Origin of the sequence: Lamprobacter sp., assembly GCF_034860625.1 — a bacterium.
In the GTDB taxonomy this organism is placed as follows: domain Bacteria; phylum Pseudomonadota; class Gammaproteobacteria; order Chromatiales; family Chromatiaceae; genus Lamprobacter.
Genome location: NZ_JAYESN010000031.1, coordinates 25,921 through 48,228, shown reverse-complemented (window position 1 = coordinate 48,228; position 22,308 = coordinate 25,921). Strand labels below are relative to the sequence as shown.

Genomic DNA, 22,308 nt, shown 5'->3' with positions numbered 1-22,308 from the left:
CGCATCGCGGTGCGCACGGTCTTGCGCAGCTTGGCGGTATCGAGGCCTCGCTCGGTCACATGCGCGGCCAGATTGACTGATCCCAGGTTGCAGACCGCGATCTCGCGATCGTTGGTGTGCAGGGTGATCTCGGTGCAGAGGTTCGAGCTATGCACCTGCCCGACGTGCTGATTGGTGTAACGCAGGTTGCAGGGGTCCTTGAAGGTGATCCAGGGATGGCCGGTCTCGAACAGCATCGCCAGCATCTTGCGCCAGAGGTCGACCGCCTTGATGCGCTTGGTCACCTTCAGCTCGCCACGCTCGGCGCGCGCCTCGTAGCCGAGATAGGCCTGCTCGAAGGCCTGCCCGGTCAGGTCATGCAGATCTGGCGTCTCGTCGGGTGAGAACAGGGTCCAGTGCTGATCCTCGGCGACGCGCTTCATGAATAGATCCGGCACCCAGTTGGCCGTGTTCATGTCGTGGGTGCGGCGGCGGTCGTCGCCGGTGTTCTTGCGCAGCTCGACGAACTCCTCGATGTCGATGTGCCAGGTCTCGAGATAAGCGCAGACGGCGCCCTTGCGCTTGCCGCCGTTGTGCACCAGGGCAGCGGCGGTCATGTAGCTCTCATCGCCCTCGACTTTGAGGTCGTGGACTTCCGCCACGGGCGTGATTGGCTCGACCGCCTTGACGCGGGTAAACAGCCAGTTGCCGAGCCGGAACCAGTTGTGCTTGGTCAGCGCGGGCACGTCGAGCAGAGCGGCGATGCGCGGGTCGGCCGGGATACGCAGATCGAAGGCGCGGCTGACGCCGGTGAAGGCGATCACGCTGCCGTCCGAGCGGGCGCCCTGATGATCGCCGGCGCGCTCGCGATATTGGCCGGCACAGGGGATGCCGAGCCGCAATAGCTGATAGCGCAGCCCCTCTGCCAATAGCGCCGACGTACTGGTGAAAGAGATCTCCTTGCCACGGCTGATGCCACCGTCGGTCTCGAGCAGGCCCTGGATCAGCGCCAGCGCCTGATGGTGTGGCAGATGGCTGAAGCGCCGAGCGATGCGCTTGTTGCGGGCGGCGTCGTACAGGTCCTCTTCGGTGAAGGGCAGGAGCGCCAAATCCTCGCCGACCCAGCGCCCGGTGGTCGCGCAGCGGGCGAGACCGCGACCGATCGCCCACTTGATCTGCAGAGAGGTCTCGCCACGGACGTTTTCCCAGTAATGGATGCCGCGCGCGTCAAGATACTTGCGCACGAATTGCAGATGATTGCCATCAGAGGCCGGATTGCCGGAGACCCCAAATTCCCGACCTCTGGTCAGATGTCCATCGCCAAGCAGGATGCCATAGAAGCGCGCGTCGTCCTCAGTCAGCCCTTCAACCGGCACCACCTCACTCGGGATGACTTGTGCGACATAGTCGCCGGCGCTGAGCGCTCCAGCCTCGACCCAGTCGGGCCGATAGCGACCGTTCTCGATCTGGTTCAGGGTGCGCTCGATCGACTGCTCGGCTGGCACGCCCGGGATGGCCCAGAACGGATGCCCCGCAGTGACCTTGAGATCATTGACCGAGTGCTTGACCCGCACCTGGACCATGGGCGCATCCTTCTGCGCGTAGACGAAATGTTCGCTGACCTCGCGGTAACGCCCGCGCTGACCGAGCACCAGATCGCCGACCTTCACATCAGCAATCGACTTGGGGCCGTCGGCGGTGAAGACGGTGGTTTCGGGCGCGAAGCATTGGTTCACGGCCACCGCCGTATCATTCGCCACCTTGAGGAAGGGCACCACTCCCTGACTCTTGCCATTGGTGCCCTTGATATGCGCGCCCATGCCGCGCACGCGGCTCCAGTCGTTGCCGAGGCCGCCGGCGAATTTGCTTAGCAGGGCGTTATCTTTGATGGCGCCATAGATGCCATCGAGATCATCCGGAACCGTGGTTAGATAGCAGGAGCTGAGCTGTGGGCGCAGGCTGCCGGAATTGAACAGGGTCGGCGTGCTGCTCATAAAGTCGAAGCTCGACAGCAGCTCGTAGAACTCGATCGCACGCTCCTCGCGGTCGATCTCGTTGATCGCCAGCCCCATTGCCACGCGCATGAAGAAGGCTTGCGGCAACTCGATGCGCGGGCCTTCGGCCTTGTGGATGAAGTAGCGGTCGTAGAGGGTCTGCAGGCCGAGATAGGTGAATTGGAGATCACGCTCGGGCTTGAGCGCGGCACCCAACCGGGCCAGGTCGTAGCGGCTGAGCTGCCTGTCAAGCAGCTCCAGATCGCCGGCGGTCTTGATGTAGGCGCTGAAATAATCGGCATAGCGCTCGCCGAGATCGGCCTGGGTCTCGACCCCGACCGCCATGCCCAACTCGCCCAGTGCCTCGCGCCGCATCACATCGAGCAGCAGCCGCGCCGCGGCCTGGCTGTAGGCCGGCTCGCGCTCGATCATCGCGCGTGCTGACATCACCAGCGCTTGGCCGACATCGGCTTCTTTGACCCCATCGAACAGGTTACGCAGTGTGTCGGTGATGATCGCTTCGTCATCAACCCCATCGAGCCCCGCAGCGGCCTCACGCGTCAGTCGGCGCAGGCGCTCGACGTCCAGCGCTCGCGTGCTGCCATCGGCGAGGGTGACGTTGATGCCTGTCGCCTCACTGGCCGCCGAGGGCGTCGCGCTGGCGGCCTTCTCGGCACGCTCACGGGCACGGGCGTCGCGATAGATCACATAGTCGCGTGCGACCTTGTGTTCACCGGCGCGCATCAGCGCCAGCTCGACCTGATCCTGGATATCCTCGATATGGACGGTACCGCCACCTGGTAGTCGGCGGGTGAGCGCCGAGACCACCTGCTCAGCAAGCTCGTCGACCAGATGATGGATGCGACTCGAGGCGGCCGCGCCGCTGCCCTCGACCGCGATGAAGGCCTTGGTCATGGCGACCTTGATCTTGCTCGGGTCGAAGTGGGTCACCTTGCCATTGCGGCGGATGACCTGGACCTGCCCCGGACGATGGCTGGCGACCTCACTGTTTGAGCTCAGCGCCGAGATGGCAGCCGAACTAGCAGCCGAACTAGCAGCCTGAGATGACTCCGGCTCGACGCGAGGCTGGTGCAGGTTGGGCGTTTGCGCAGTGGCGTCGGTCTTCTCGGAGGCGGCGGCCATGGTTCAGTCCTCGTCTGATGTTGTCTGGTGCGAACGCAAGAAGGACCGCTCATCGGTCCGAATCCGGAGATTGCGGCTGGGCCTGCGGCTGAGCGACAGTCGGGCAGTGCCACTGTCAGCATGTACGATCGGCCCTTGAGGCGGCGGTTTTAGGCAGCGAATCTCCCACCTGTGGAAAAACAGAGGTGGCCACCGCGAGTGCATCGAGGGTTCGCGTTGAGGTTTCGCAATATATACCCATCAGGCTAGCTGTCAACCACTACATCTTGTGGTTTAGCTGTGATTATCCGCGTGGGCACCCTGTGTGCGAGCTGTGGATAATTGTGTTTAATTCAGCGTTTGAGGGCGCCGTTGAGGGGGTTTGCTGTGGATAACCTCGGCCTGTCGTTGGCCCTTGTTGGCTTGGGCCGAGACGGCATCAGCAGCGCTATACTCGACCCACGCCGTTTGCCCAGATGGGACGCTGCGGCGCACACTCGAAACAACACCAAATAGCGCCGTCCGAGCCAAGCCACTGCGGTGATGGCCTTGACGGCACAACGGAGGAGACTGTATGAGCCGAACGATGCTGCGCACCTGCATAACCCTACTGGGTTGTGCGCTGGCGATGCCGTCGCTGGCCGACACGGCGACTGAGCGCTCGAGCGACATCGGCCCTGGGGCTGCGGGTGTAACACCTGCCGAGTCCTCAGAGGCGGCCCCAGCCGAGACGCCAGCCGAAACCCCAGCCGAGATTGCCAAGCGTGAGTACGATCAGGTCTTGACGCTGACGCCAGATATCGAGCGCGGGCGCAGGGTTTATCTCACCTGCGCCGTTTGCCACTTGCCGGAAGGCTGGGGCAGCGTCGATGGGATCTATCCACAGATCGCGGGTCAACTGCGCACGGTGATCATCAAGCAGCTTGCCGACTTCCGTACCGGCAATCGCGACAATCCGCTGATGTATCCATTCTCCGTGCCGGAGATCTTGGGCGGTCCGCAGGAGATCGCCGATGTTGCCGCCTATGTCGCCGCATTGCCGATGACGGCGAACAATGGACTCGGGCCAGGCACCGACTTGGCGCTTGGCGAGCAACTCTATGGTGAACATTGCGCCGGTTGCCACGGTGCGGCTGGCGAGGGCGACGAGGCTGAGCACATTCCCGCCCTTGCTGGGCAACATTACGCCCATCTGATGCGGCAGTTTGATGCCATCCGCAGCGGTGAGCGCAAGAATGCGGACTCGAAGATGACCGACGAGATCAGGGACATCAACGCGCAGCAGCAGTCAGCGATGCTGGACTATACCTCCAGGCTAAGGCCTGCCGCCGACAAGCTCGCAGCCGAGGGCTGGCTGAATCCGGATTTCCCCCATTATTTGCGTGATGCCATGGGATTGCGGGTGGCGCCGCCGGCAGTGCTTGCTCCCGCGGCATCCGGCGCAGAGGAGTCGAAGCACTAGCCGGCGTTGGCGCGTGCCCGGCGCTTGGCATGGTAATGGGCTCCAGGTGAGCCCTAGGTGGTCTGGGATCGCTCAGCGATCCGATACTGATCCCGACCCGCTCGCTTGGCTTCGTACAGCGCCATATCGGCTCGATGGATCAGGCCCTGGAGCGATTCGTCGGGCTCGCGCTGTGCGACGCCAAGACTCGCGGTGACTTTGAGGGGCGCGTCTGCATCGATGTCGAACGCATGCTGCCCAATGTCGTGGCGAAGCCGCTCGGCTAGATTGGTCGCACCCGCTTCCGTCTGACCGATCACAAGGACCAAGAACTCCTCTCCGCCAAAGCGCACCGGAACGTCGACACTGCGACACTGGGCTCGGATCAATTCGGCAACCTGTTCCAGTACCCGATCTCCGGCGCTATGGCCATAGGTGTCGTTGATCTGCTTGAAGTGGTCGAGATCGATCAGCACCGCAGCGACCGGCGGCGCCATGTCGCGCTCCTGCAGGGCTAGGTGGCGTTTCATCACGTCCTGCATGTAGACGCGGGTGAAGAGTTTGGTCAGTGGATCACGGATTGAGCGTTGATAGGCGCGCTCGCGCTCGAGATCGATCGAGCGATAGATCACTTCGCGCTCAAGCGCGATCTTCAGCGGCTCGACCATCTGCACGATCAATTGCGCGATGCTAGAGGTGATCAGGGGGCGCTGAGCGAATGCGAGGATCGCCATCGCGTCGATCTGCTCACTGTCTTGGGCCGTGAGTGGAACCGCGATCGAGGCCGCTTGTGGGTCGGCCTCCGGCTGCATGCAGAACCCTTCGGCATGCAGTTCGTGGTTGGCCATTCTCCCGTCCTCGACATGTGCGCGCCGCCAATCGCTGAGCGTTTGTCCGATGAATCGACAAGGCTCTGGAGTCGAAGGGTCGACGATACCGACGAAACGCGCCTTTGCCGCGAGCGACAGTACCTGACCATCCGGCAGCGCCGCATAGTAGTCGATCCGCTTGACCGGCAGATTGCGCCGAACAACCTCGAGGAGTCGGGTCGCAATGTCGCGGAAATCGCGATAGAGCAGCATCGTCTCGGTAATGTCACGCAGCGTTCGGTTGAGCTGCGAGAGCCGCCGAATATCGGTATCACCCTGTCCGAGCAGGTACAGGCCGCAGTCCAAATGCCGGAGCTTGTCGATGATGAAACCGACTAGATGCTGCGGGATGATGGAGCCATGCTGGGCGGCGATCATCTGTACCGGGTAGCGCTCGATCTGGTTCAGCGCATAGTCGAGGATGTCACTGCTCGGCATGTAGTGCTCGTGGAATGGGCGGACCGCGTCGAAGTGCGATTCATCGAGGGCGACCAATTGCGGCGTTTCGGTGAAGCCGCCAAACAGATCGCTCGAAAAGAGCAGGCCGGTGCGGCGCTCGAAGCTGCAGAAAGCGCCCGGGAAGTGCGCATAGGGCGTGAAGATGAATTCAAGCGTGCGATCCTCCAGCTTGAGCTTCCAGTCGTGTTCGTCGATCAGCCAGAAGGGTAGTTTCAGGCCGTAATGCTTGAGCAGCGTCTGCGCTCGCCAATGGGTCACCACCGCGGCGTCGCTGCGCGTATTGAGCTCATCGATCAAGGGAAGTGCCGCCGCGATGTCGGGATCTTGATGATGGCAGACGTAGTAGCGAATGGAACTGAGCGGCGTGACCTCCTCAATCTTGCGCAGCGTGTGGGCAAAGGTCAGGCGCGACCCAGGATCAAACAACACCGATTGGTCACCTTGCTCAAGCAGGTAAACATGGCACTGGAACTTGTCTTCTGGGATGACATGGCCGACCCACCAGATGCGATCTGCGATCTCGATGGCGTGATGGGTGTCCGCGTGACGGAGGGTTTCGACTGTTGCTAGCATCGCTCGCTGAATCGTTAAGCGGCGTCCGATGCCGGGCTGAAGAAGGCTCCCGTGGTGTCCAGAAGCACTGCATCCTGGGTGCGAGTCAGTGCTCTCGGACCATGGTTCGGTGGTTGACGCCTGCCTCGCAGATGGAGTGGTCTAAGACTGCGCCAAATCGGCCAGCTTCTGCAACTCGTTCGCGTTGATCTGACCGGGCTCAGGTTGTCAATCGGCCTAAACTTGGGCCTAAACCTGACCAGATCGCCCGCTGATCGCCGCCGATGCCATCGGCGAGACATCCTTGGGTGATAGCTCTGTTGGGCAGGTTTCGGTATGGGGCTCGGTGCGATCCTGGGTGCGATCAGGATGCGTGTCGCGGGCCGCCAGCAGTCGGTAGATGCTCGGCGCCAGCAGCAGCGAGACTAGGGTCGAGAAGCTGAGTCCAGCGACAATCGTGACTGCGAGCGGACTCAGCATCTCCGAGCCCTCGCCGATACCGAGCGCGAGGGGCAACATGCCGAAGACCGTGGTGAGGGTCGTCATCAGGATTGGCCTTAATCGCAGTCGTGCCGCCTCGATGATGCCTGCGTCGCGTGGGTCGCCCGCGCGCCGACGCAGCTCGATGAACTCGACCAGCACGATCGCGTTATTCACAACGATGCCGGCGAGCATGATCATTCCCAGCCAGACCGGCATCGATAGGCCGGTGTCTGTCCAACTCAGCCCGAGTGCCACGCCGATCAGCGCGAAGGGCACCGAGAGCATGATGATCAAGGGATTGCGGAGGGATTCGTACTGCACAGCCATCACCACCAGCACGAGAAACAGGGCCAGCCCGAGCAGGCGTCGGCCAATGTCCTGGCCCTGCTGTAGGGTCTCCAGGCTGCCGGCTTCGTAGAAACTGTAACCGGGCGGTAGCGGCACCTCGGAGGCCGCCGCCAGCGCCTGCTCGATCGCGGTGCCTAGCGTCAGGTCGCCGCCGACCGATGCGCTGATCTCGACGATACGCTGCTGGCGATCGCGCAGAATCGTCTCCGGCTGCGGCAGGAGGTTGACCTGAGCGAGGTCGCCGAGTCGGATCGGTCGCCGGCCGGCATCTAGCCTGACATCACCTTCTAGGCGCTCGCGTCTGCCAGGCTCGCGCCCGAAGAGGATGATCGACTCGAGATCTCCTGGGGCTGCGATCGCCTCGCGATCCAGGCGCAGGCGCACATCGATGCTGCGGTCGCCCTCGATCAGCTCGGTGATGACCTGGCCCTCAAGCGCAAGGCGCAGGACGTGGCCGATGTCTTGCACGTCCAGCCCATGGCTTGCAGCGCGCTGCCGGTCGATCTCGATCGAGAGCTCGTGTGTCGGCTCCTGATTGGAATGCTGCAAATTACGCAGGCCATCGATGCCATTGAGCCGCTCGACAATCTGGTCTGCGAGCGCGATCAAGGTGTCGAGCTCGGGACCTTTCAACCGCAAGCTGAGATCATCATCGCCGCGATTGAAGCGGATGCCGCGAATGCCGCGGGTAAAGAGATAGACCCGAAGTCCTGGGATCGCTGCAGCCTTGATCTCTTCTTTCACGCGTTCGATCCAGTCACCGGTGCGGATGTTGCGCTCGGCAAGCGGGGCGAGTTGGACCTGAAGACTGGCGCGGTGGCTGTTTTCGAAGCTCGATCGGCCGAAGACAAAGCCGCCGACGGTGGTGAAGATCGAGCGGGTCTCGGGTTGGGCCTCGACGATAGCCTCGATCTGGCGGGTCAATGCGTCCATCTGCTCCAGGTTAACCCCGCTATCCGCGCTGAGGCTGATGCGTATATCGCCTTCGTCCAGTTCTGGCAGGAAGGCGGGGGCGGTTGAGATCAAGCTCGGCACTGTCAATAGCAGGGCGGCGACGAATGGAGGCAAGACCAGCCAGGGCCGCGGTAGCAAGCGCTGCAGCAGCCAGCGATAGCCGTTTTCCAATGCCTGCAGACTACCGTCGATGGCGCGCCGGAGTGGCCCCAGGGGGGCGCCCTCGGGCCCAGTCTCTGGCCCGCTCGGTATCTGCCGTGCGAGCGCTGGAACCAGCGTGAGCGCGACTACCAAAGATGCGACGATTGCGGCTGAGATGGTGAAGATGAGCTCGCGGAACAGGAGTCCGATGAGACCGCCGATGAACAGGAACGGCAGCACGGCGGCCAGGTTGGTGGAGGTGGAAGCGATGATTGCGCCAGTGACCTCGTGCGCGGCATGACTGGCGGCTATGCGCGGCGGCTCGCCGCGACGCTGGTGACGATGGATATTCTCGAGCATCACGATGGTGCTATCGACCAGCATGCCAATGCCGAGCGCAAGACCGCCGAGGGTCATGATATTGAAGGTGAGCCCGAAGGCGGCCATCAGGATGAAGGTGACCAGGATCGCGATCGGGATGGCGCTGCCGATGATCAGGGTTCGGCGTAGGCTGCCCAGGAACAGGTAGACCACCAGCATCGCCAGCAGGGCGCCGCCGACGGCGGCCTGGATGGCGTTGCTCAGCGACTGGCGGATGTAGCGGGCCTGGTCATCCACCTTGGCGATTTGAAGATCATCAGGCACCAGGCCCTCTTCCACGCGTCGAGCGAGCTCCGCATCAACAGCCTCGACCACGGCAACCGTGTTGCTGAGCGGTTGTTTCTGAATCGAGAGCTTGATCCCGGGTGAGCCGTTGAGTCGGATGCGCAATCGCTCCTCAGCGCCGCTGTCGAGCACCTGCGCTACCTCACCGAGTCGCAGCTGCTCGGCGCCGCGGCTAGCGGCATCACCCAACGGCAGCGCGGCGATCTGCTCGACCGAGTCGAAGCGCCCTGCAGTGCGCGCGCTGATCTCGCCATCGCGCATCAGTAGACGTCCAGCGGGAAGATCACGATTGGCGGCTTGCAGCCGGGCTTGCAGATCGAGCACATCGAGCCCGAGACCCGCGAGCCGACATTGATCGACGCTGATGCGGACCTCGCGCTCGGGTCCGCCGCCAACCTCGGCTGCGGCGACGCCAGGCAGGGTCAGCAGTTGGCGTCCAAGGTCATAGTCGACCAGGTCGCGCAGCTCGATGGGATCGCGCAGCGCTGAGCTGATCACGTATTCAGCGACGGGTAATTGGAACGGATCGCGCTTAAAGATGATCGGCGGCTCGATGCTGTCCGGTAGAAAACGCTTGGCGCGGTCAAGTCGAGCGCTGGCATCGCGCAAGGCCTGATCCACATCGTCACCGTAGCGAAACGAGAGGTCGATGGCGGACCGGCCTTCGCTGGTGCGCGATTGAATCGCGATCGCGCCCTCGGTAATGGCGAGCTGCTCCTCCAATTGGCGGGTAACCTCGTCTTCCATGACCGTTGCCGGTACGCCAGCGTCAAGCACGCGAACCCGGACATCTGGGTAGGTGATCTCTGGCAACAGATCAACGTTGAGTTGTTCGAGCGCGAAACCGCCGAGCACCATCACCGCGAGTGTCATCATCACCACGCCGATGGGATGTTGGACAGACCAGGTCGAAAGTCCTGAATTCATTGATGATTCCGAAAGCAGCAAGCGATCTGCGGTTGAGCTGCGGCGCTGGTGCTGGCCAAGGGTTCAGTCGGCCCTCTCTGGGCGGGCATGCAACCAATGTGATCCAATCCGCAGACATGAGGGGGTGGGTCGTGGATAATATAGAAACCGTCGGGTTCAGACGGTTCAGCGCTTGCCCTTGGCAAAGACCGTCCGATGGGCACCATCGTTTCAACGCCAGACCGAGTCTATCGAGCACATGTCACTGAAGCGCCGCGGCCGACAACCCGATCTCTTCAAGGTTCTTGTGATCGCGTTGGCGGTTGGCATGACCCTAACGCTTGGCTACCAGATCAATCTGTATCATCTTGGCCAGATCCAGCCGATGGCCGAGCGCACACTCGTACCGCCCATCATCGATGGCTAATCGGGGACCGCGGGCGTGAGCCAACCACATCCGCTGAGGGTTGGGGTCGTCGGCGTTGGCTACCTCGGGCGCTTCCATGCGCTCATCTATGCTCGCCTCGCCCAGGTCGAACTGGTCGGAGTCTGTGATACCAATGCTGAGCGCGCCGCAACGGTCGCTGCGGAAGCCGGCTGCGCGGCTTGGGATGATCCGCTAGCGCTGATCGGACGGGTCGACGCCGTCAGTATCGCGGTGCCGACCAGCGCCCATCATGCCGTTGCCTGTGCCTATCTCGAGCAAGGCGTTCATGTGCTCCTTGAAAAGCCGCTCGCGGTCGATGCCCGCGAGGGCGCGGAGATTGTGCGCCTGGCCGAGCAGCAGGCGGCGGTCTTGCAGGTCGGGCATCTGGAACGCTTCAATGCCGGGGTGATGGCATTGGCCGCGCGCATTGATCGACCGCGCTACATCGAGGCGCAGCGGATGGGTGGTTTCGTCGAGCGCGCGACCGATGTCGATGTCGTCGCTGATCTGATGATCCATGATCTCGACATCATCCTGGCCTTGGTCGATGCCGAGCTCGTCGACGTTCGGGCCGTTGGGACCCCGGTGCTGACCCCGCGTGTCGATATCGCCAGCGCACGCCTCGAGTTCAGCAATGGAACCGTCGCTAACGCTGTCGCCAGCCGCGTCTCGGATAAGAAGACCCGGCGTATCCGCGTGTTCCAGTCGCAAGGCTATCTGTCCCTCGATTTCATCGGCCAAACCCTAGACAGCGCGGTGCCGGAGCAACGCGAAGCCGGTCAGCGCCCCGAGATCCAGCGCGCTCGGGTGATGGTCGAACCAGTTCAACCGCTCGATCGTGAGCTCGAGGCCTTCATCCACTGCGTGAAGCATCGAGCGCGGCCACTCGTCGATGGCCGTACCGGGCTGCGAGCGCTTGAAGTCGCGTTGCAGGTGCAGGCCAGCATCGCCGATCAGCAACGCGCAATCAGCGGTTGAAAGGCGCCTGTCGGGATCATCACTTGCTCGGGGTCGTCTTGCGGTGGTGCGCCTGCACCATCGCTGCTGCAAGTGCGATAGCTGCGCTCAGGCTGCCGAGATGCGCACGGCCAGTTCCGGCAATGTCGAGTGCCGTGCCATGGTCGACCGAGGTCCGAATGATCGGCAAGCCGAGGGTCACATTGACCGCTTGTCCGAAACCGAGATGCTTGAGTACTGGCAAACCCTGATCGTGATACATCGCTAGCACGGCGTCGGCCTGCTGAAGCCGGTGCGGTACAAACAGCGTATCAGCTGGTAAGGGTCCCTGCAGATCCATGCCCTCCGCCAGCAGCCGCGCGATCACCGGCATGATCACCTCTTGCTCCTCCTGTCCGAGGTGCCCGCCCTCGCCGGCGTGCGGGTTCAGTCCACAGATCAGGATGCGTGGTTTGGCGATGCCGAAGCGCCCGCGCAGGCCGTCGACCATGATCCGGATGATGCGTTCAAGCCGCGGCTCAGTGATGGCCGCTGGCACCGCTGCGAGCGGCAGATGGGTCGTCGCCAAGGCCACCCGCAGCCCGGGGGCTGCGAGCAGCATGACCGGGGTGGGGATGGGCTCCTTGTCTTGCTGGCAGCGCTCGGCAAGGAATTCGGTGTGTCCGCTGAAGGCTAGGCCGGCGTCGTTGATGATGCCCTTGTGCACGGGGCCGGTCACCATGGCGTCCCAGCGTCCGCTGAGACAGCCGTCGCAGGCAGCGCTTAATGTGTCGAGCACATAGGCAGCGTTTGTCGGGCTCAGCTGGCCTGCTTGTGCTGGGCTCGCAAGCCTAGCTGTGGCGTCGAAGAGAAGCCTGCCTGATGCCGAGGGTGCTGGCGGGCGCTCCGGGTCGAAGGGCTCCAGAGCGAGTGGGAGTCTGAGCCGCTCTGCCCGTTCGGCCAGGAGCGCTGGATCGCAGACCGCGACGAGCTCCTCCTTGTGCTCTTGTTGTGCAGCTGCGATACAGAGGTCAGGGCCAATCCCGGCCGGCTCGCCCGGGGTCAGCGCCAGCCGGGGAGTCTCAGTCATCGAGCTCATCCAGGCGAACCTCCACATAGGCCTCGTCACGCAGCCGCTGCAGCCAGAGCGCTCGCGTCTCTTCCGCCTTGCGTAAGCGGAGGGCTTCTTTGGCACGCAGCCTGAGTAGCTCATCGGCCGTATCTTGGTCGCGACGCTCGGTGACCTGGACGATATGCCAGCCGAACGGGCTCTCGAACGGCTGGCTGATCTCGCTGGGGCCGAGTGCGTCCATCTCACGCTCGAAGGCTGGCACAGTATCGCCGGGGCTGACCCAGCCGAGGTCGCCACCATTCAGGGCCGAGCCGGTGTCGTCGGAATGTGAACGTGCCAAGGTCGCGAAGTCGTCGCCGCCGAGGATACGCTGGCGCAACTGCTCGAGCCGCCGCTGAGCGTCTTGGTCTGACACGACCTCACTGGTGCGGATCAGGATGTGTCGCGCCTGGGTTTGCCTGATTGGTTTGGGGGTCTCTCCTTTGATATCGCTGATCCCGATGATGTGAAAACCGCTCGGGCTGCGGATAGGGTCCGTGACCTCGCCGCGAGCCAGGGTTTGCGCTGGCTGCGCGGCCAGGCTGGGCACCTCTCCGACCGGGAACCAGCCGAGGTCGCCGCCATCCTGGGCGCGAGCGCCATCCGACTGTGCGCGTGCGAGCGTGGCGAAGTCTTCGCCCTGCCGGATGCGTCTTGCGATAGATTGGGCCTGATTGCGGGCCTGCTCGACCTGATGCTGACTCGCCTCCTCGGGCAAGGCGATCAGGATGTGGTTGAGCCGCACCTCACTGCGCGTGATCAAGCTGTCGCGTTCGGTCTCGACAAAGCGATCGACCTCCTGATCACTGACTCGGACCTCTTTTACCACCTCCTCTTGTTGCAGCCGCGAGGTGATGATTTGGCGGCGGGTGTCTTCGCGAAACGCAGCGAACGACAGGTTGTTGGCCTCGAGAGCGTCGCGCAATTCCATCAGACCCATGCCATTGCGGGATGCGATGTTGGTCAGCGCCTCGGTTAGGGTGGCCTCGTCGACCTCGATACCCAAGGCTTGCGCACGCTGTATTTGCAGCCGTTCTAGGATCAACTGCTCGAGCACCTGCTCTTCGAGGGTGGCGGTGTCGGGCACGGGCGCGCCGCGTGATTGCAGCTCCGGGATGAGCAGCGCGATCTGGGTGTCCAGCTCGCTCTGCACGATCACATCGTCATTCACCACGGCCACGATCTGATCGAGCGGTTGTATCTGGGCCTGGGCCCAATGACCGACCCCGCTGCTTGCCATAGAGAGGCTCAGGAGCACGACCAGTGACGGCAGAATGGAGCGCCGTCGGCCCTTAATCGACTGGATAGCCATAGACTTCTCGTTGCAAGAAACTGTCGACGGAGCTGCCAAAGGCGCCTAGGCCTGCGAGCTCCACTTGTAGCATCACCGAGGTGTTTGCTGGGCTGTCGGTGCGGTTCTTGGAGTGACGCCCGAGCAGGCGTATCTTCCAACAACACTGGCCAAACTCGATACCGGCGAAGGCGTCATTGGTTTCCTCGGTCTCGAGCGAATAGAGCCAGCGGCCGACGACGTTGACCGCGTTTGAGACGGGCATTCGGAAGGAGAGATCCGTGGTCTCAAAACGATTGTCGATGCTGGTGCCGCGATCAAAGCGATAAGCCAGGTTCACCAAGCGCTCGGCATTTGGCTCCCGGTATTGCAACTGCAGGGTGCGGCGGCCCCATTGATCGGTCTCTTCTGCTGGGTCCCACTCCAAGCTTGCGCGCCCGCGCCAGCGATCGAAGAGCTGTGCTGCGACCTCGCCGGTGATCGGCGACTCGTCTGCGACCTCCGTCGGTCCGACGACCTGCACGCGCCGATCGGCAAAGTAGAGGATGCGCCCAACGCTCAAGCGCAGCATCTCCTCCCCGGTGCCCGCATTCAGGAAGCGCGAGCTCAGTGCGGTCGTGACCTGATTGGCGTCGCCGATCCGGTCGCGCCCAGTGAAGCGATTGCTTCTGAACAGGTTGGAGAAGGTGAACGTCAAATCAGCGCTATCGAAGACCGGAGTCGCCGACTGATCTTCATAAGGGGTATAGAGGTAGTAGAGCCGCGGTTCTAGGGTCTGGAGCGCATCGGTGCCAAACCAATCGGCGTCGCGCTCGAAGACCAGTTTGCCATCAACCTCGACCGTGGGTATCGAATGACTCGGCGAGGTCGGCTGGCCCAGCGCCGCGTTGGACAGGTCGTAGCCGCTGAGGTTGAGTGAGAGCCTTGGGATCAGGTGTCCATAGCTGCGCCGAAGCGGCAGGCTCAGGCTGGGCTGCATCGCCAGGCGTTGACCATAGACAATGTGGTTGTGATCGAAGTAATCGTACTCGGCGTTGACGCTGGCGATGAGGCCGGCACCCACCTCGACCGGGCTGAGGTTAAAGATCACTTGCGGCAGTCGGCCATAGGGTCGTTGCTCAGGGGTGATCTCAGGGTCAACCGTCTGGTAGCCCTGAAGGGCTGTCTGCAGTGACCAGCCATCGCTAAAATAGCTCACCGTGCCACGTTGCAACAGTTGGCGGGTACTGGTGATATCCAGCCCGTTACCGAAATCTTCGAGATAACTGTCGTCAGAGACCGCGCTGAATTCGAGCAGTGTGCTGAAACGACCCAGCCAAGTGCCGTTTTCCTCCAGATTCAGCGCCCAGCGCGCGCCGTTTCCGGCGTACTTTGCGTCGTCGGGGATGAATTCGGCCTCGATCCGGCCGCTGTCGTGACGCGTCAGGTAGCGCAGCTCGGTCCCCATCAGCAGACCACGTTCACTGAGGAAATGCGGCGAGAGGGTCATATCCAGGTTCGGAGCGATGTTCCAGTAGTAGGGCGCCACCAGCTCGAGCCCGCTTGCGTCCGAGGTGCCGACGGTTGGGGTCAGGAAACCGCTGCGGCGCCGACCATCAATCGGGAAGCGCAGGTAGGGCGTATAGACCACAGGCACGCCTTTGATCCGGAGCCGGGCATCTCGGGCAACGCCGATGCCCTCGTCTTGGTCCAGCTTGAGCGTTGATGCCTTGATCGACCAGGCGTTGCTGCCCGGTGGGCAGGTCGAGTAGACCAACCCGCTGTAACGCGTCTGGTCAGAATTCAGTAGTTCGGCGAGATCCGCCGTACCGCGCAGATTCGCGCTTTGGGAAAACCGATAGCTGACATGCTGCATCTGGCCCTGAGAGGTCTCTAGATTGAGTCGGGCCTGGTCACCGATCATCCTCAGCCCAGGCCGCTCCAGCAGGGTCGCACCTTGGGTCTCGATATTGCCGCTGTTGCGGTCATAGGTCAGGCGATCGGCCATCAGGCGTTCTCCTGCCCGACGCAGGTCGACCCCGCCGCTGAGCGTGAGGATGCCGCTGTCCCGTTGATAGGCGAGGGCGCCGGTATCGATCTCGATCGGGGTATCCGGGGCGAGTGGAGCTGTCATCGGCGCCGAGCCGAGTCGAGCGGGGCGGGGACCACAGAAGTCCCAGTCTAGGCCATCGTGCAGCAGCGCCTCAGGGTCTACCCGGCTCGCCGGTTCAGCGCCTGGATTTGGCAGCTTGTCTGAAGCCTTTGGCTGATCGAACGCTGACGACGTCTCGCGAGTCTCAGCTTGGTGCTCCGAAGCCGTTGTTGTCGGCTGCTCGAGCACAGCGCCGCGGAGCTGCGAGGCGGGCGGTGGGATGGGGTGAGCTGATGGCGCTTCGCTCAGCGCTTGGAGCCGCGACTGAGCCCAAGCCAGCGGAACACTGAGCGTTGAGAGTGCAAGCGCAGTCATTCCCGCGAGAAGTCGTCGGCGGTCCGGAGCAGTCATGCGTTCGATAGCTGGTTGCAGAAAGGCGCGTGCCGGGCGCGGCAAAATCAGTGTAAGGTCGCACATCCGCCGCAGCGCGGCAAACTTGGGGTGCTCTTGGGCCATTGCGGCCCGTCCCCCGTTAGGACTTAGCACAGTTGGCGATCAGGGGGCGTAGTGTCGCGCGAACGAGAGGTCTTATTGCAGCAATGGCTGGCCAGGGTGTTGCCGAATGGCGTCGGAAGGCTTGTGCCAGCCTCAGCCGATGCGAGCTTTCGCCACTACTGGCGTTTTGACTACCAGGGGCGGACTCTGATCGCCGTTGATGCCCCGCCTGAGCATGAGGATAGCGCCCGGTTTGCGCGACTGGCCAGGGCGTTTCGCCATGCGGGCCTGAACGCGCCCGAGGTGTTGGCGGAGGATCACGCGCAGGGGTTCATGGTCGTGACCGACCTTGGCGGGCGAACCTATTTGAGCGAGCTGACTCCAGCGCGGGCTGACTCGCTGTATGCGGATGCGATCGCCGCTCTGATCAAGCTGCAGCTTGGCCTCTCGAGCCAGGGGCTGCCGGTCTACGATGAGCCCTTTCTGCGCCGCGAGCTGGACCTGTTCAGCCAGTGGCTGCTCACCGAGCTCTTAGGGATTCACCTGGGCGATGCTGAGGTGCAAGCCCTGGAGCGACTATGTGCTCGTTTGATCGAGAACGCACTCGAACAACCCCGGGTCGCGGTCCATCGCGATTTCCATAGTCGCAACCTGATGTTGACCGACAAGGCCAATCCCGGGGTGCTTGACCTGCAGGATGCGGTCGCCGGCCCCATCACCTACGACTTGGCCTCATTGCTGAAGGATTGCTACATCGGCTGGCCACGCGAGCGGGTGCTGGGTTGGGTCTCGCGTTACGCCGAGCGCGCCGAGGCCGCCGGGCTCCTGAAGGCTGCGGATCAGCCTCGGCTTTTGCGCTGGTTCGACCTTATGGGTGCCCAGCGTCATCTCAAGGCAGCCGGCATCTTCGCGCGCCTAGCGGTTCGTGATGGCAAGCGCGGCTATCTGTCCGATCTGCCGCGCACGCTGGGCTATCTGCAGGAGCTCGGGGCGCTCTACCCGGAGCTGCAGCCCCTGGTAACGCTCATCGATCAGCGCGTTGTGCCACGTTTAATCGCCCGGTGACCAATATCGCGTCGATAAAAGGCGCCCTCAAACTGAATCTGGTCGGCGCGTCGGTAAGCGTTGTCGGCAGCCTCGCCGACATTTGCACCGAGCGCAGTGACGCAGAGCACGCGGCCGCCATTGGTCAGGATACGCTCGCCGTCGCGCTGGGTGCCGGCATGGAAGACTTTTGTGGTTGCGCTGCCATCGTCCGGCTGATCTAGACCCTCGATCCGATGTCCCTTCGCAGAGTCGCCGGGATAGCCGCCCGCGGCCATCACCACACCTAGCGCTGCCTCCTGGGTCCAGCTTGCCCGCACCCCGGCGAGCTGGCCATCGGCGGCGGCTAGGCAAAGCTCGACGAGATCGCTGTCTAGGCGCATCAAGATCGGCTGGGTCTCGGGGTCGCCGAGTCGGCAGTTGTACTCGAGCACGCGCGGTGCGCCATCGGCGTCGATCATCAGCCCGGCGTAGAGGAAGCCAATGTAAGGCATGCCTTCGGCGCGCAGACCGGCGACGGTAGGACCGATCACCTCACGCTGGATGCGTTGCTCTAGCTCGGCGGTGACGATGGGGGCTGGCGAATAGGCGCCCATACCGCCGGTGTTCGGGCCGTGATCGCCCTCATCACGGGCCTTGTGGTCCTGCGAGGTCGCCAGTGGCAGCACCTGCTCGCCGCTGACCAGGACGATGAAGCTGACCTCTTCGCCGAGCAGCTTCTCCTCGATCACCACCCGATGCCCGGCGCTGCCGAAGCGCCCTTGGCCGAGCATTGCCTCCACGGCCGCGCGCGCCTCGTCAAGGTCCTCGGCAACCACTACGCCCTTGCCGGCGGCCAGGCCATCGGCCTTGACTACCACCGGCGCGCCAACCTGGTCCAGATAGGCCATGGCCTGATCCCGATCGGAGAAGGTTTGATACGCCGCGGTTGGGATGCCGTGGCGGTGCATGAAGGCTTTGGCGAAGTCCTTCGAGCCCTCGAGCTGCGCGGCTTGTTGCGAGGGGCCGCAGCAAGGCAGGCCGGCCGTGACGAGCGCATCGCTGACGCCAGCGACCAGCGGCGCTTCTGGGCCGATGATGCAGAGCTCGACCTGATGATCGTTGGCGAATGCGATGAGTCCTGCGGCGTCGGTCGGGTCCAGGTCGACATTCTCGACCCCCGGCTCAGTGGCGGTGCCGCCATTGCCGGGGGCGACAAAGACCCGGTCGGCCTGCGGCGATTGAGCGGCCTTCCAGGCCAGGGCATGCTCGCGGCCACCGGAGCCGATGATGAGGATATTCATGTGCTGTTCTACCGAATGAGGGTGACTGTATGAGGATGACTGTATGAGGATGACTTCCGCCTTCTTGAGGATGGCAGTGCGACTGCAGCGGGGGCTGTCCTTCCGCGCCGGACGGTTCAAAGCCCGCATGATACCGATGCCAGCCTGAGACGGCAGCGGCTGATGATCGACCCAAGGTTGCCGCGAGCCGCTGGGGGAGGTCGGTATATACTGCCGCGGTTCCCACTGATGATTCGCGTTAGGGCCTGTGCCGACTTGGCGCTGATATGACGCGGACGGGCAACCTGAATGCTCTCACTGAATACTCTCACCGTAATGTTCTCACCGAATGCTCTAGGGGAAACGCCATGCATCTGCAGCCCGTGATCCTATCCGGAGGCTCCGGCACCCGACTCTGGCCACTCTCGCGCGAGGCCTATCCGAAGCAGTTCCTGCCCCTCACCGGCAGCAACAGCATGCTGCAGGACACGGCGTTGCGGCTCGACGGGCTGGTTGATGAACATCCGCGTCTGGGGCTCCTGCTGCGCGACCCGATCATCGTCTGCAACGAGGCGCATCGGTTCCTGGTGGCCGAGCAATTTCGGTTGCTTGGGCGCTCCCCGGCGGCGATCCTGCTCGAGCCGTTCGGGCGTAATACCGCACCGGCGCTGACGCTGGCCGCGCTCGCGGCGGCTGTGGTTGGCGCAGCGGGTGCGGTTGGCGCGGCCAGCGAAGATGACCCGATCTTGCTCGTCGCCCCTGCCGACCATGCCATTGCCGACGGCGAAGCCTTCCGCCGCGCGGTCGCCGATGGCGCCCTGCTGGCCGAGCAGGGCGCGGTGATCACCTTCGGCATCGTGCCGGCCAAGCCCGAGACCGGCTACGGCTACATCCAGCAGGGCGAGAAGCACGCTGACGCTGAGCTGAACGGCACCGCCTATCGGCTGCACGCCTTCGTCGAAAAGCCAGATCGCGAGACCGCTGAGCGCTATCTGGCGAGCGGCGAATACCTCTGGAACAGCGGCATCTTCATGCTCCGCGCCTCGGTCTGGCTGAATCTGATCCGGCGCTTTCGGCCCGAGATCGCCGAGGCCTGTGAATTGGCGATGGCAGCGGGCCGGGCTGACGGCGAGTTCCGTCGGCTGGAGACCGCGGCGTTCAAGGCCTGCCCGAGCGATTCGATCGATTACGCGGTGATGGAGCGGCTCTCGCAGGCCGATGCCGCGCCCGAGCATCCGGCCATCGTCCTGCCGCTCGCTGCCGGTTGGTCCGACGTCGGCGCCTGGTCGGCACTCTGGGAGGTGCGCGAGCAGGATGGCGAGGGCAACGTGCTCGATGGCGATGCCTTCGTGCATCAGTCGCACAACAATCTGCTGATTGCGCAGAGCCGACTGCTCGCTGCAGTTGGGGTCGATAACCTGATCGTGGTCGAGACCCCGGATGCGGTCTTGGTCGCTGATCGCGAGCGTGCGCAGGACGTGAAGGCGGTGACCAAGTTCTTGAGCGAGTCACAGCGCAATGAGCACCGCCACCATCAGCGCGTGCACCGCCCCTGGGGCGCGTTCGAGTCGATCACCATGGGCGATCGCTACCAGGTCAAGCGCTTGACGGTGAAGCCCGGTGAAGCGCTCTCGAAGCAGATGCATCATCATCGCGCCGAGCACTGGGTCGTGGTCTCCGGCACGGCGAAGGTGACCAACGATGACAAAACTTTCCTACTGACCGAAAACCAATCGACCTATATTCCGGTGGGTGCCACCCATCGGCTGGAGAATCCTGGCACCATTCCGCTCGAGATCATCGAGGTGCAATCTGGCAGCTATCTGGGCGAGGACGACATCGTCCGCTTCGACGATCTCTACGATCGCGGCGGTGACAGCGGTTGCTGAGCGGGTGATGCGCATCTGCTTTTTCCATGCCTCAGGGCTTTCCGCCCGGCCCTTTGCTAGCGACCGCTTGAGCATCATGGCCAGCACTGTGCCGACGGGCAACGCGCTTGCTGAGGCTTGAGTAGCCGTGTCGCCACTGGCCGCGCCGGCTGGCTTCGGCTACTATCGCCAACTTTTGTCTGCGGGGCACCAGCATGGGCTTCAAATGCGGCATCGTCGGGCTGCCCAACGTCGGCAAGTCGACCCTCTTCAACGCGCTCACCAAATCCGGCATTGCGGCGGAGAACTATCCCTTCTGTACCATCGATCCGAATGTCGGCGTGGTCGCGCTGCCGGATGAGCGGCTCGACGTCATCGCCGGTATCGTCAAACCGGCAAACGTCATCCCCACCACCATGCAGTTCGTCGATATCGCCGGGCTGGTGGCTGGGGCCTCCAAGGGCGAGGGGCTTGGCAACAAGTTTCTCGCCAATATCCGCGAGACCGATGCGATTGCGCATGTGGTGCGCTGCTTTGAGAGTGAGGATGTGGTGCATGTCGCCGGTCGCGTCGACCCGCTTGGCGATATCGAGGTGATCGATACCGAGCTCGCGCTGGCGGATATGGAGACGGTCAGCAAGGCGTTGGATAAGGCGATCAAACAATCCAAGACCGGCGACAAGAGCCAATTGGCGCGCAAAGCCGTCTTGGAGCGGGTTTCAGCCCAGCTTGACCAAGGGCGCCCGGTGCGCGCGCTCGAGCTCAGCAGCGACGAGCGCGCTGAACTGCGCGAGTTGTTCCTACTGACGTCAAAGCCCACCATGTACATCGCCAACGTCGCCGAAGATGGCTTCGATGACAACCCGCTGCTCGAACGTATCCGCGCGCATGCGGCGGAAGAAGGCGCCGTGGTCGTGCCCGTCTGCGCGGCTATTGAGGCCGACATCGTTGAGCTTGAAGAGGCCGAGCGGGTTGAGTTCATGGTCGACCTCGGATTAGACGAGCCGGGCCTCAACCGCGTGGTCCGCGCTGGTTATCGGTTGTTGGGGCTTGAGACCTACTTCACCGCCGGTCCCAAGGAGGCACGCGCTTGGACCATCCCAGCCGGCGCCACCGCGCCACAGGCCGCAGGCGTGATCCACAGCGACTTCGAGCGCGGCTTCATCCGCGCCGAGGTCATCGCCTACGATGATTTCGTCGCCTGCAAGGGCGAGCAAGGCGCTAAGGAAGCCGGCAAGCTGCGCAGCGAGGGCAAGGAATACATTGTCAAAGACGGCGATGTGGTGCACTTCCGCTTCAATGTCTAGCGTGCAGCATGGCTGGCCCCACCAGCCGCCCGCGCTAGTCTTGCGGGCCCAACGCTGCTTGACCATGCCTCAGCGTCACGCTAAAATCCGCCATCTTTCTGGCTACGTAGCTCAGTTGGTTAGAGCGCAGCACTCATAATGCTGATGTCGCTAGTTCGAATCTAGCCGTAGCCACCAGAAAAGCAGAATCAAATCAGCCGCGTCAATGCGGCTTTTTTGTGCCAGGTGGGTTGGATGCGCTGATCGTCGTTGAGTAGCCCGGCCCACCAAAAGGCGACCAGCGCGGCGACGCTAGCAGGACAAGGCTGCAGCGCGCGCGGGCAGGTCTCGATGGCGCGCAGGTCCAGACGAGAGATCCTCGGCAGATAGAGGTTCGGCGCCGTTGTGGCGGGCCAGGCCGCCTCATCGAGGGTGCGCGCGAGCATACACTTGATCCAGATCGTCGGGCCGGTGCGCTCGGCAGGCACATGCTCGCCGAGGGTCAATAGCTCTGGGAGCAGCTCGCGCAGGCGCTCGGCCAGGCGCTGCCACTGGTGCTCATGGTCGGTCCAGAGCACAGCCGCCGGACTTGAGACACAGCCG

Annotated in this window: 14 protein-coding genes and 1 tRNA gene; 7 read left to right on the top strand and 8 right to left on the bottom strand. The window is 63.2% G+C overall.

The window, feature by feature from the left end; all coding sequences use genetic code 11:
* A partial coding sequence (locus VBE63_RS10475) for a ribonucleotide reductase N-terminal alpha domain-containing protein (RefSeq protein WP_323682972.1) occupies positions 1–3,116 on the bottom strand: 3,116 nt, incomplete at its 3' end.
* A 553-nt stretch (positions 3,117–3,669) separates the two neighbouring features.
* Between VBE63_RS10475 and VBE63_RS10470 the strand changes: the two genes are divergently transcribed.
* A complete protein-coding gene (locus VBE63_RS10470; protein WP_323682971.1) occupies positions 3,670–4,557 on the top strand; it encodes a c-type cytochrome in 888 nt (295 codons plus the stop codon).
* 53 nt (positions 4,558–4,610) lie between these two features.
* Here the strand turns inward: VBE63_RS10470 and VBE63_RS10465 are convergent, their stop codons facing one another.
* Positions 4,611–6,437 (bottom strand): diguanylate cyclase, encoded by a 1,827-nt coding sequence (locus tag VBE63_RS10465; RefSeq protein WP_323682970.1) that lies wholly within the window; start codon positions 6,435–6,437, stop codon positions 4,611–4,613.
* 228 nt (positions 6,438–6,665) lie between these two features.
* Positions 6,666–9,935 carry an efflux RND transporter permease subunit gene (locus VBE63_RS10460; RefSeq protein WP_323682969.1) on the bottom strand — a complete coding sequence of 1,090 codons (3,270 nt, stop codon included), beginning with the start codon at positions 9,933–9,935 and terminating at the stop codon, positions 6,666–6,668.
* A gap of 238 nt (positions 9,936–10,173) precedes the next feature.
* Between VBE63_RS10460 and VBE63_RS10455 the strand changes: the two genes are divergently transcribed.
* Together VBE63_RS10455 and VBE63_RS10450 are read left to right on the top strand one after the other, a co-directional pair.
* Entirely contained in the window at positions 10,174–10,341 is a 168-nt protein-coding gene (locus VBE63_RS10455; protein WP_323682968.1) for a hypothetical protein, read from the top strand.
* Positions 10,342–10,356: 15 nt separating this feature from the next.
* A complete protein-coding gene (locus tag VBE63_RS10450; protein WP_323682967.1) occupies positions 10,357–11,319 on the top strand; it encodes a Gfo/Idh/MocA family oxidoreductase in 963 nt (320 codons plus the stop codon).
* Between the two features lie 19 nt (positions 11,320–11,338).
* Here the strand turns inward: VBE63_RS10450 and pdxA are convergent, their stop codons facing one another.
* Genes pdxA through lptD form a run of 3 tightly spaced genes read right to left on the bottom strand, consistent with a single transcriptional unit; the run spans position 11,339 to position 16,125 of the window.
* On the bottom strand, positions 11,339–12,367 hold the full coding sequence (pdxA, locus tag VBE63_RS10445; protein ID WP_323682966.1) for a 4-hydroxythreonine-4-phosphate dehydrogenase PdxA: 1,029 nt from the start codon (positions 12,365–12,367) through the stop codon (positions 11,339–11,341).
* Positions 12,360–13,700 (bottom strand): peptidylprolyl isomerase, encoded by a 1,341-nt coding sequence (locus tag VBE63_RS10440; RefSeq protein ID WP_323682965.1) that lies wholly within the window; start codon positions 13,698–13,700, stop codon positions 12,360–12,362. Before VBE63_RS10440 ends, pdxA begins: the two co-directional genes overlap by 8 nt.
* The gene (lptD, locus tag VBE63_RS10435; protein ID WP_323682964.1) at positions 13,681–16,125 is read right to left on the bottom strand and encodes an LPS assembly protein LptD; all 2,445 of its coding nucleotides are present in this window, start codon (positions 16,123–16,125) and stop codon (positions 13,681–13,683) included. The genes VBE63_RS10440 and lptD overlap by 20 nt, the downstream gene beginning before the upstream one ends.
* 192 nt (positions 16,126–16,317) lie before the next feature.
* Here lptD and VBE63_RS10430 point away from each other — a divergent pair, with 192 nt between their 5' ends.
* Positions 16,318–17,310, top strand: a complete 993-nt coding sequence (locus VBE63_RS10430) for an aminoglycoside phosphotransferase family protein (protein ID WP_323682963.1) — start codon at positions 16,318–16,320, stop codon at positions 17,308–17,310.
* Here VBE63_RS10430 and purD read toward each other — a convergent pair.
* A complete protein-coding gene (gene purD / locus VBE63_RS10425; protein ID WP_323682962.1) occupies positions 17,277–18,572 on the bottom strand; it encodes a phosphoribosylamine--glycine ligase in 1,296 nt (431 codons plus the stop codon). The two genes, VBE63_RS10430 and purD, sit on opposite strands and share 34 nt — an antisense overlap.
* 347 nt (positions 18,573–18,919) lie before the next feature.
* On the opposite strand from purD, the gene VBE63_RS10420 reads away from it, so the two are divergent.
* From VBE63_RS10420 to VBE63_RS10410, 3 genes are all read left to right on the top strand, one after another.
* Entirely contained in the window at positions 18,920–20,440 is a 1,521-nt protein-coding gene (locus VBE63_RS10420; RefSeq protein WP_323682961.1) for a mannose-1-phosphate guanylyltransferase/mannose-6-phosphate isomerase, read from the top strand.
* Positions 20,441–20,634: 194 nt separating this feature from the next.
* Positions 20,635–21,726: a redox-regulated ATPase YchF gene (gene ychF / locus VBE63_RS10415; RefSeq protein ID WP_323682960.1), complete on the top strand. Its 1,092-nt coding sequence runs from the start codon at positions 20,635–20,637 to the stop codon at positions 21,724–21,726.
* Positions 21,727–21,826: 100 nt separating this feature from the next.
* Positions 21,827–21,903, top strand: a tRNA-Met gene (locus VBE63_RS10410).
* 11 nt (positions 21,904–21,914) lie between these two features.
* Here the strand turns inward: VBE63_RS10410 and VBE63_RS10405 are convergent.
* Entirely contained in the window at positions 21,915–22,283 is a 369-nt protein-coding gene (locus VBE63_RS10405; RefSeq protein ID WP_323682959.1) for a hypothetical protein, read from the bottom strand.
* Between the last annotated feature and the right edge of the window lie 25 nt (positions 22,284–22,308).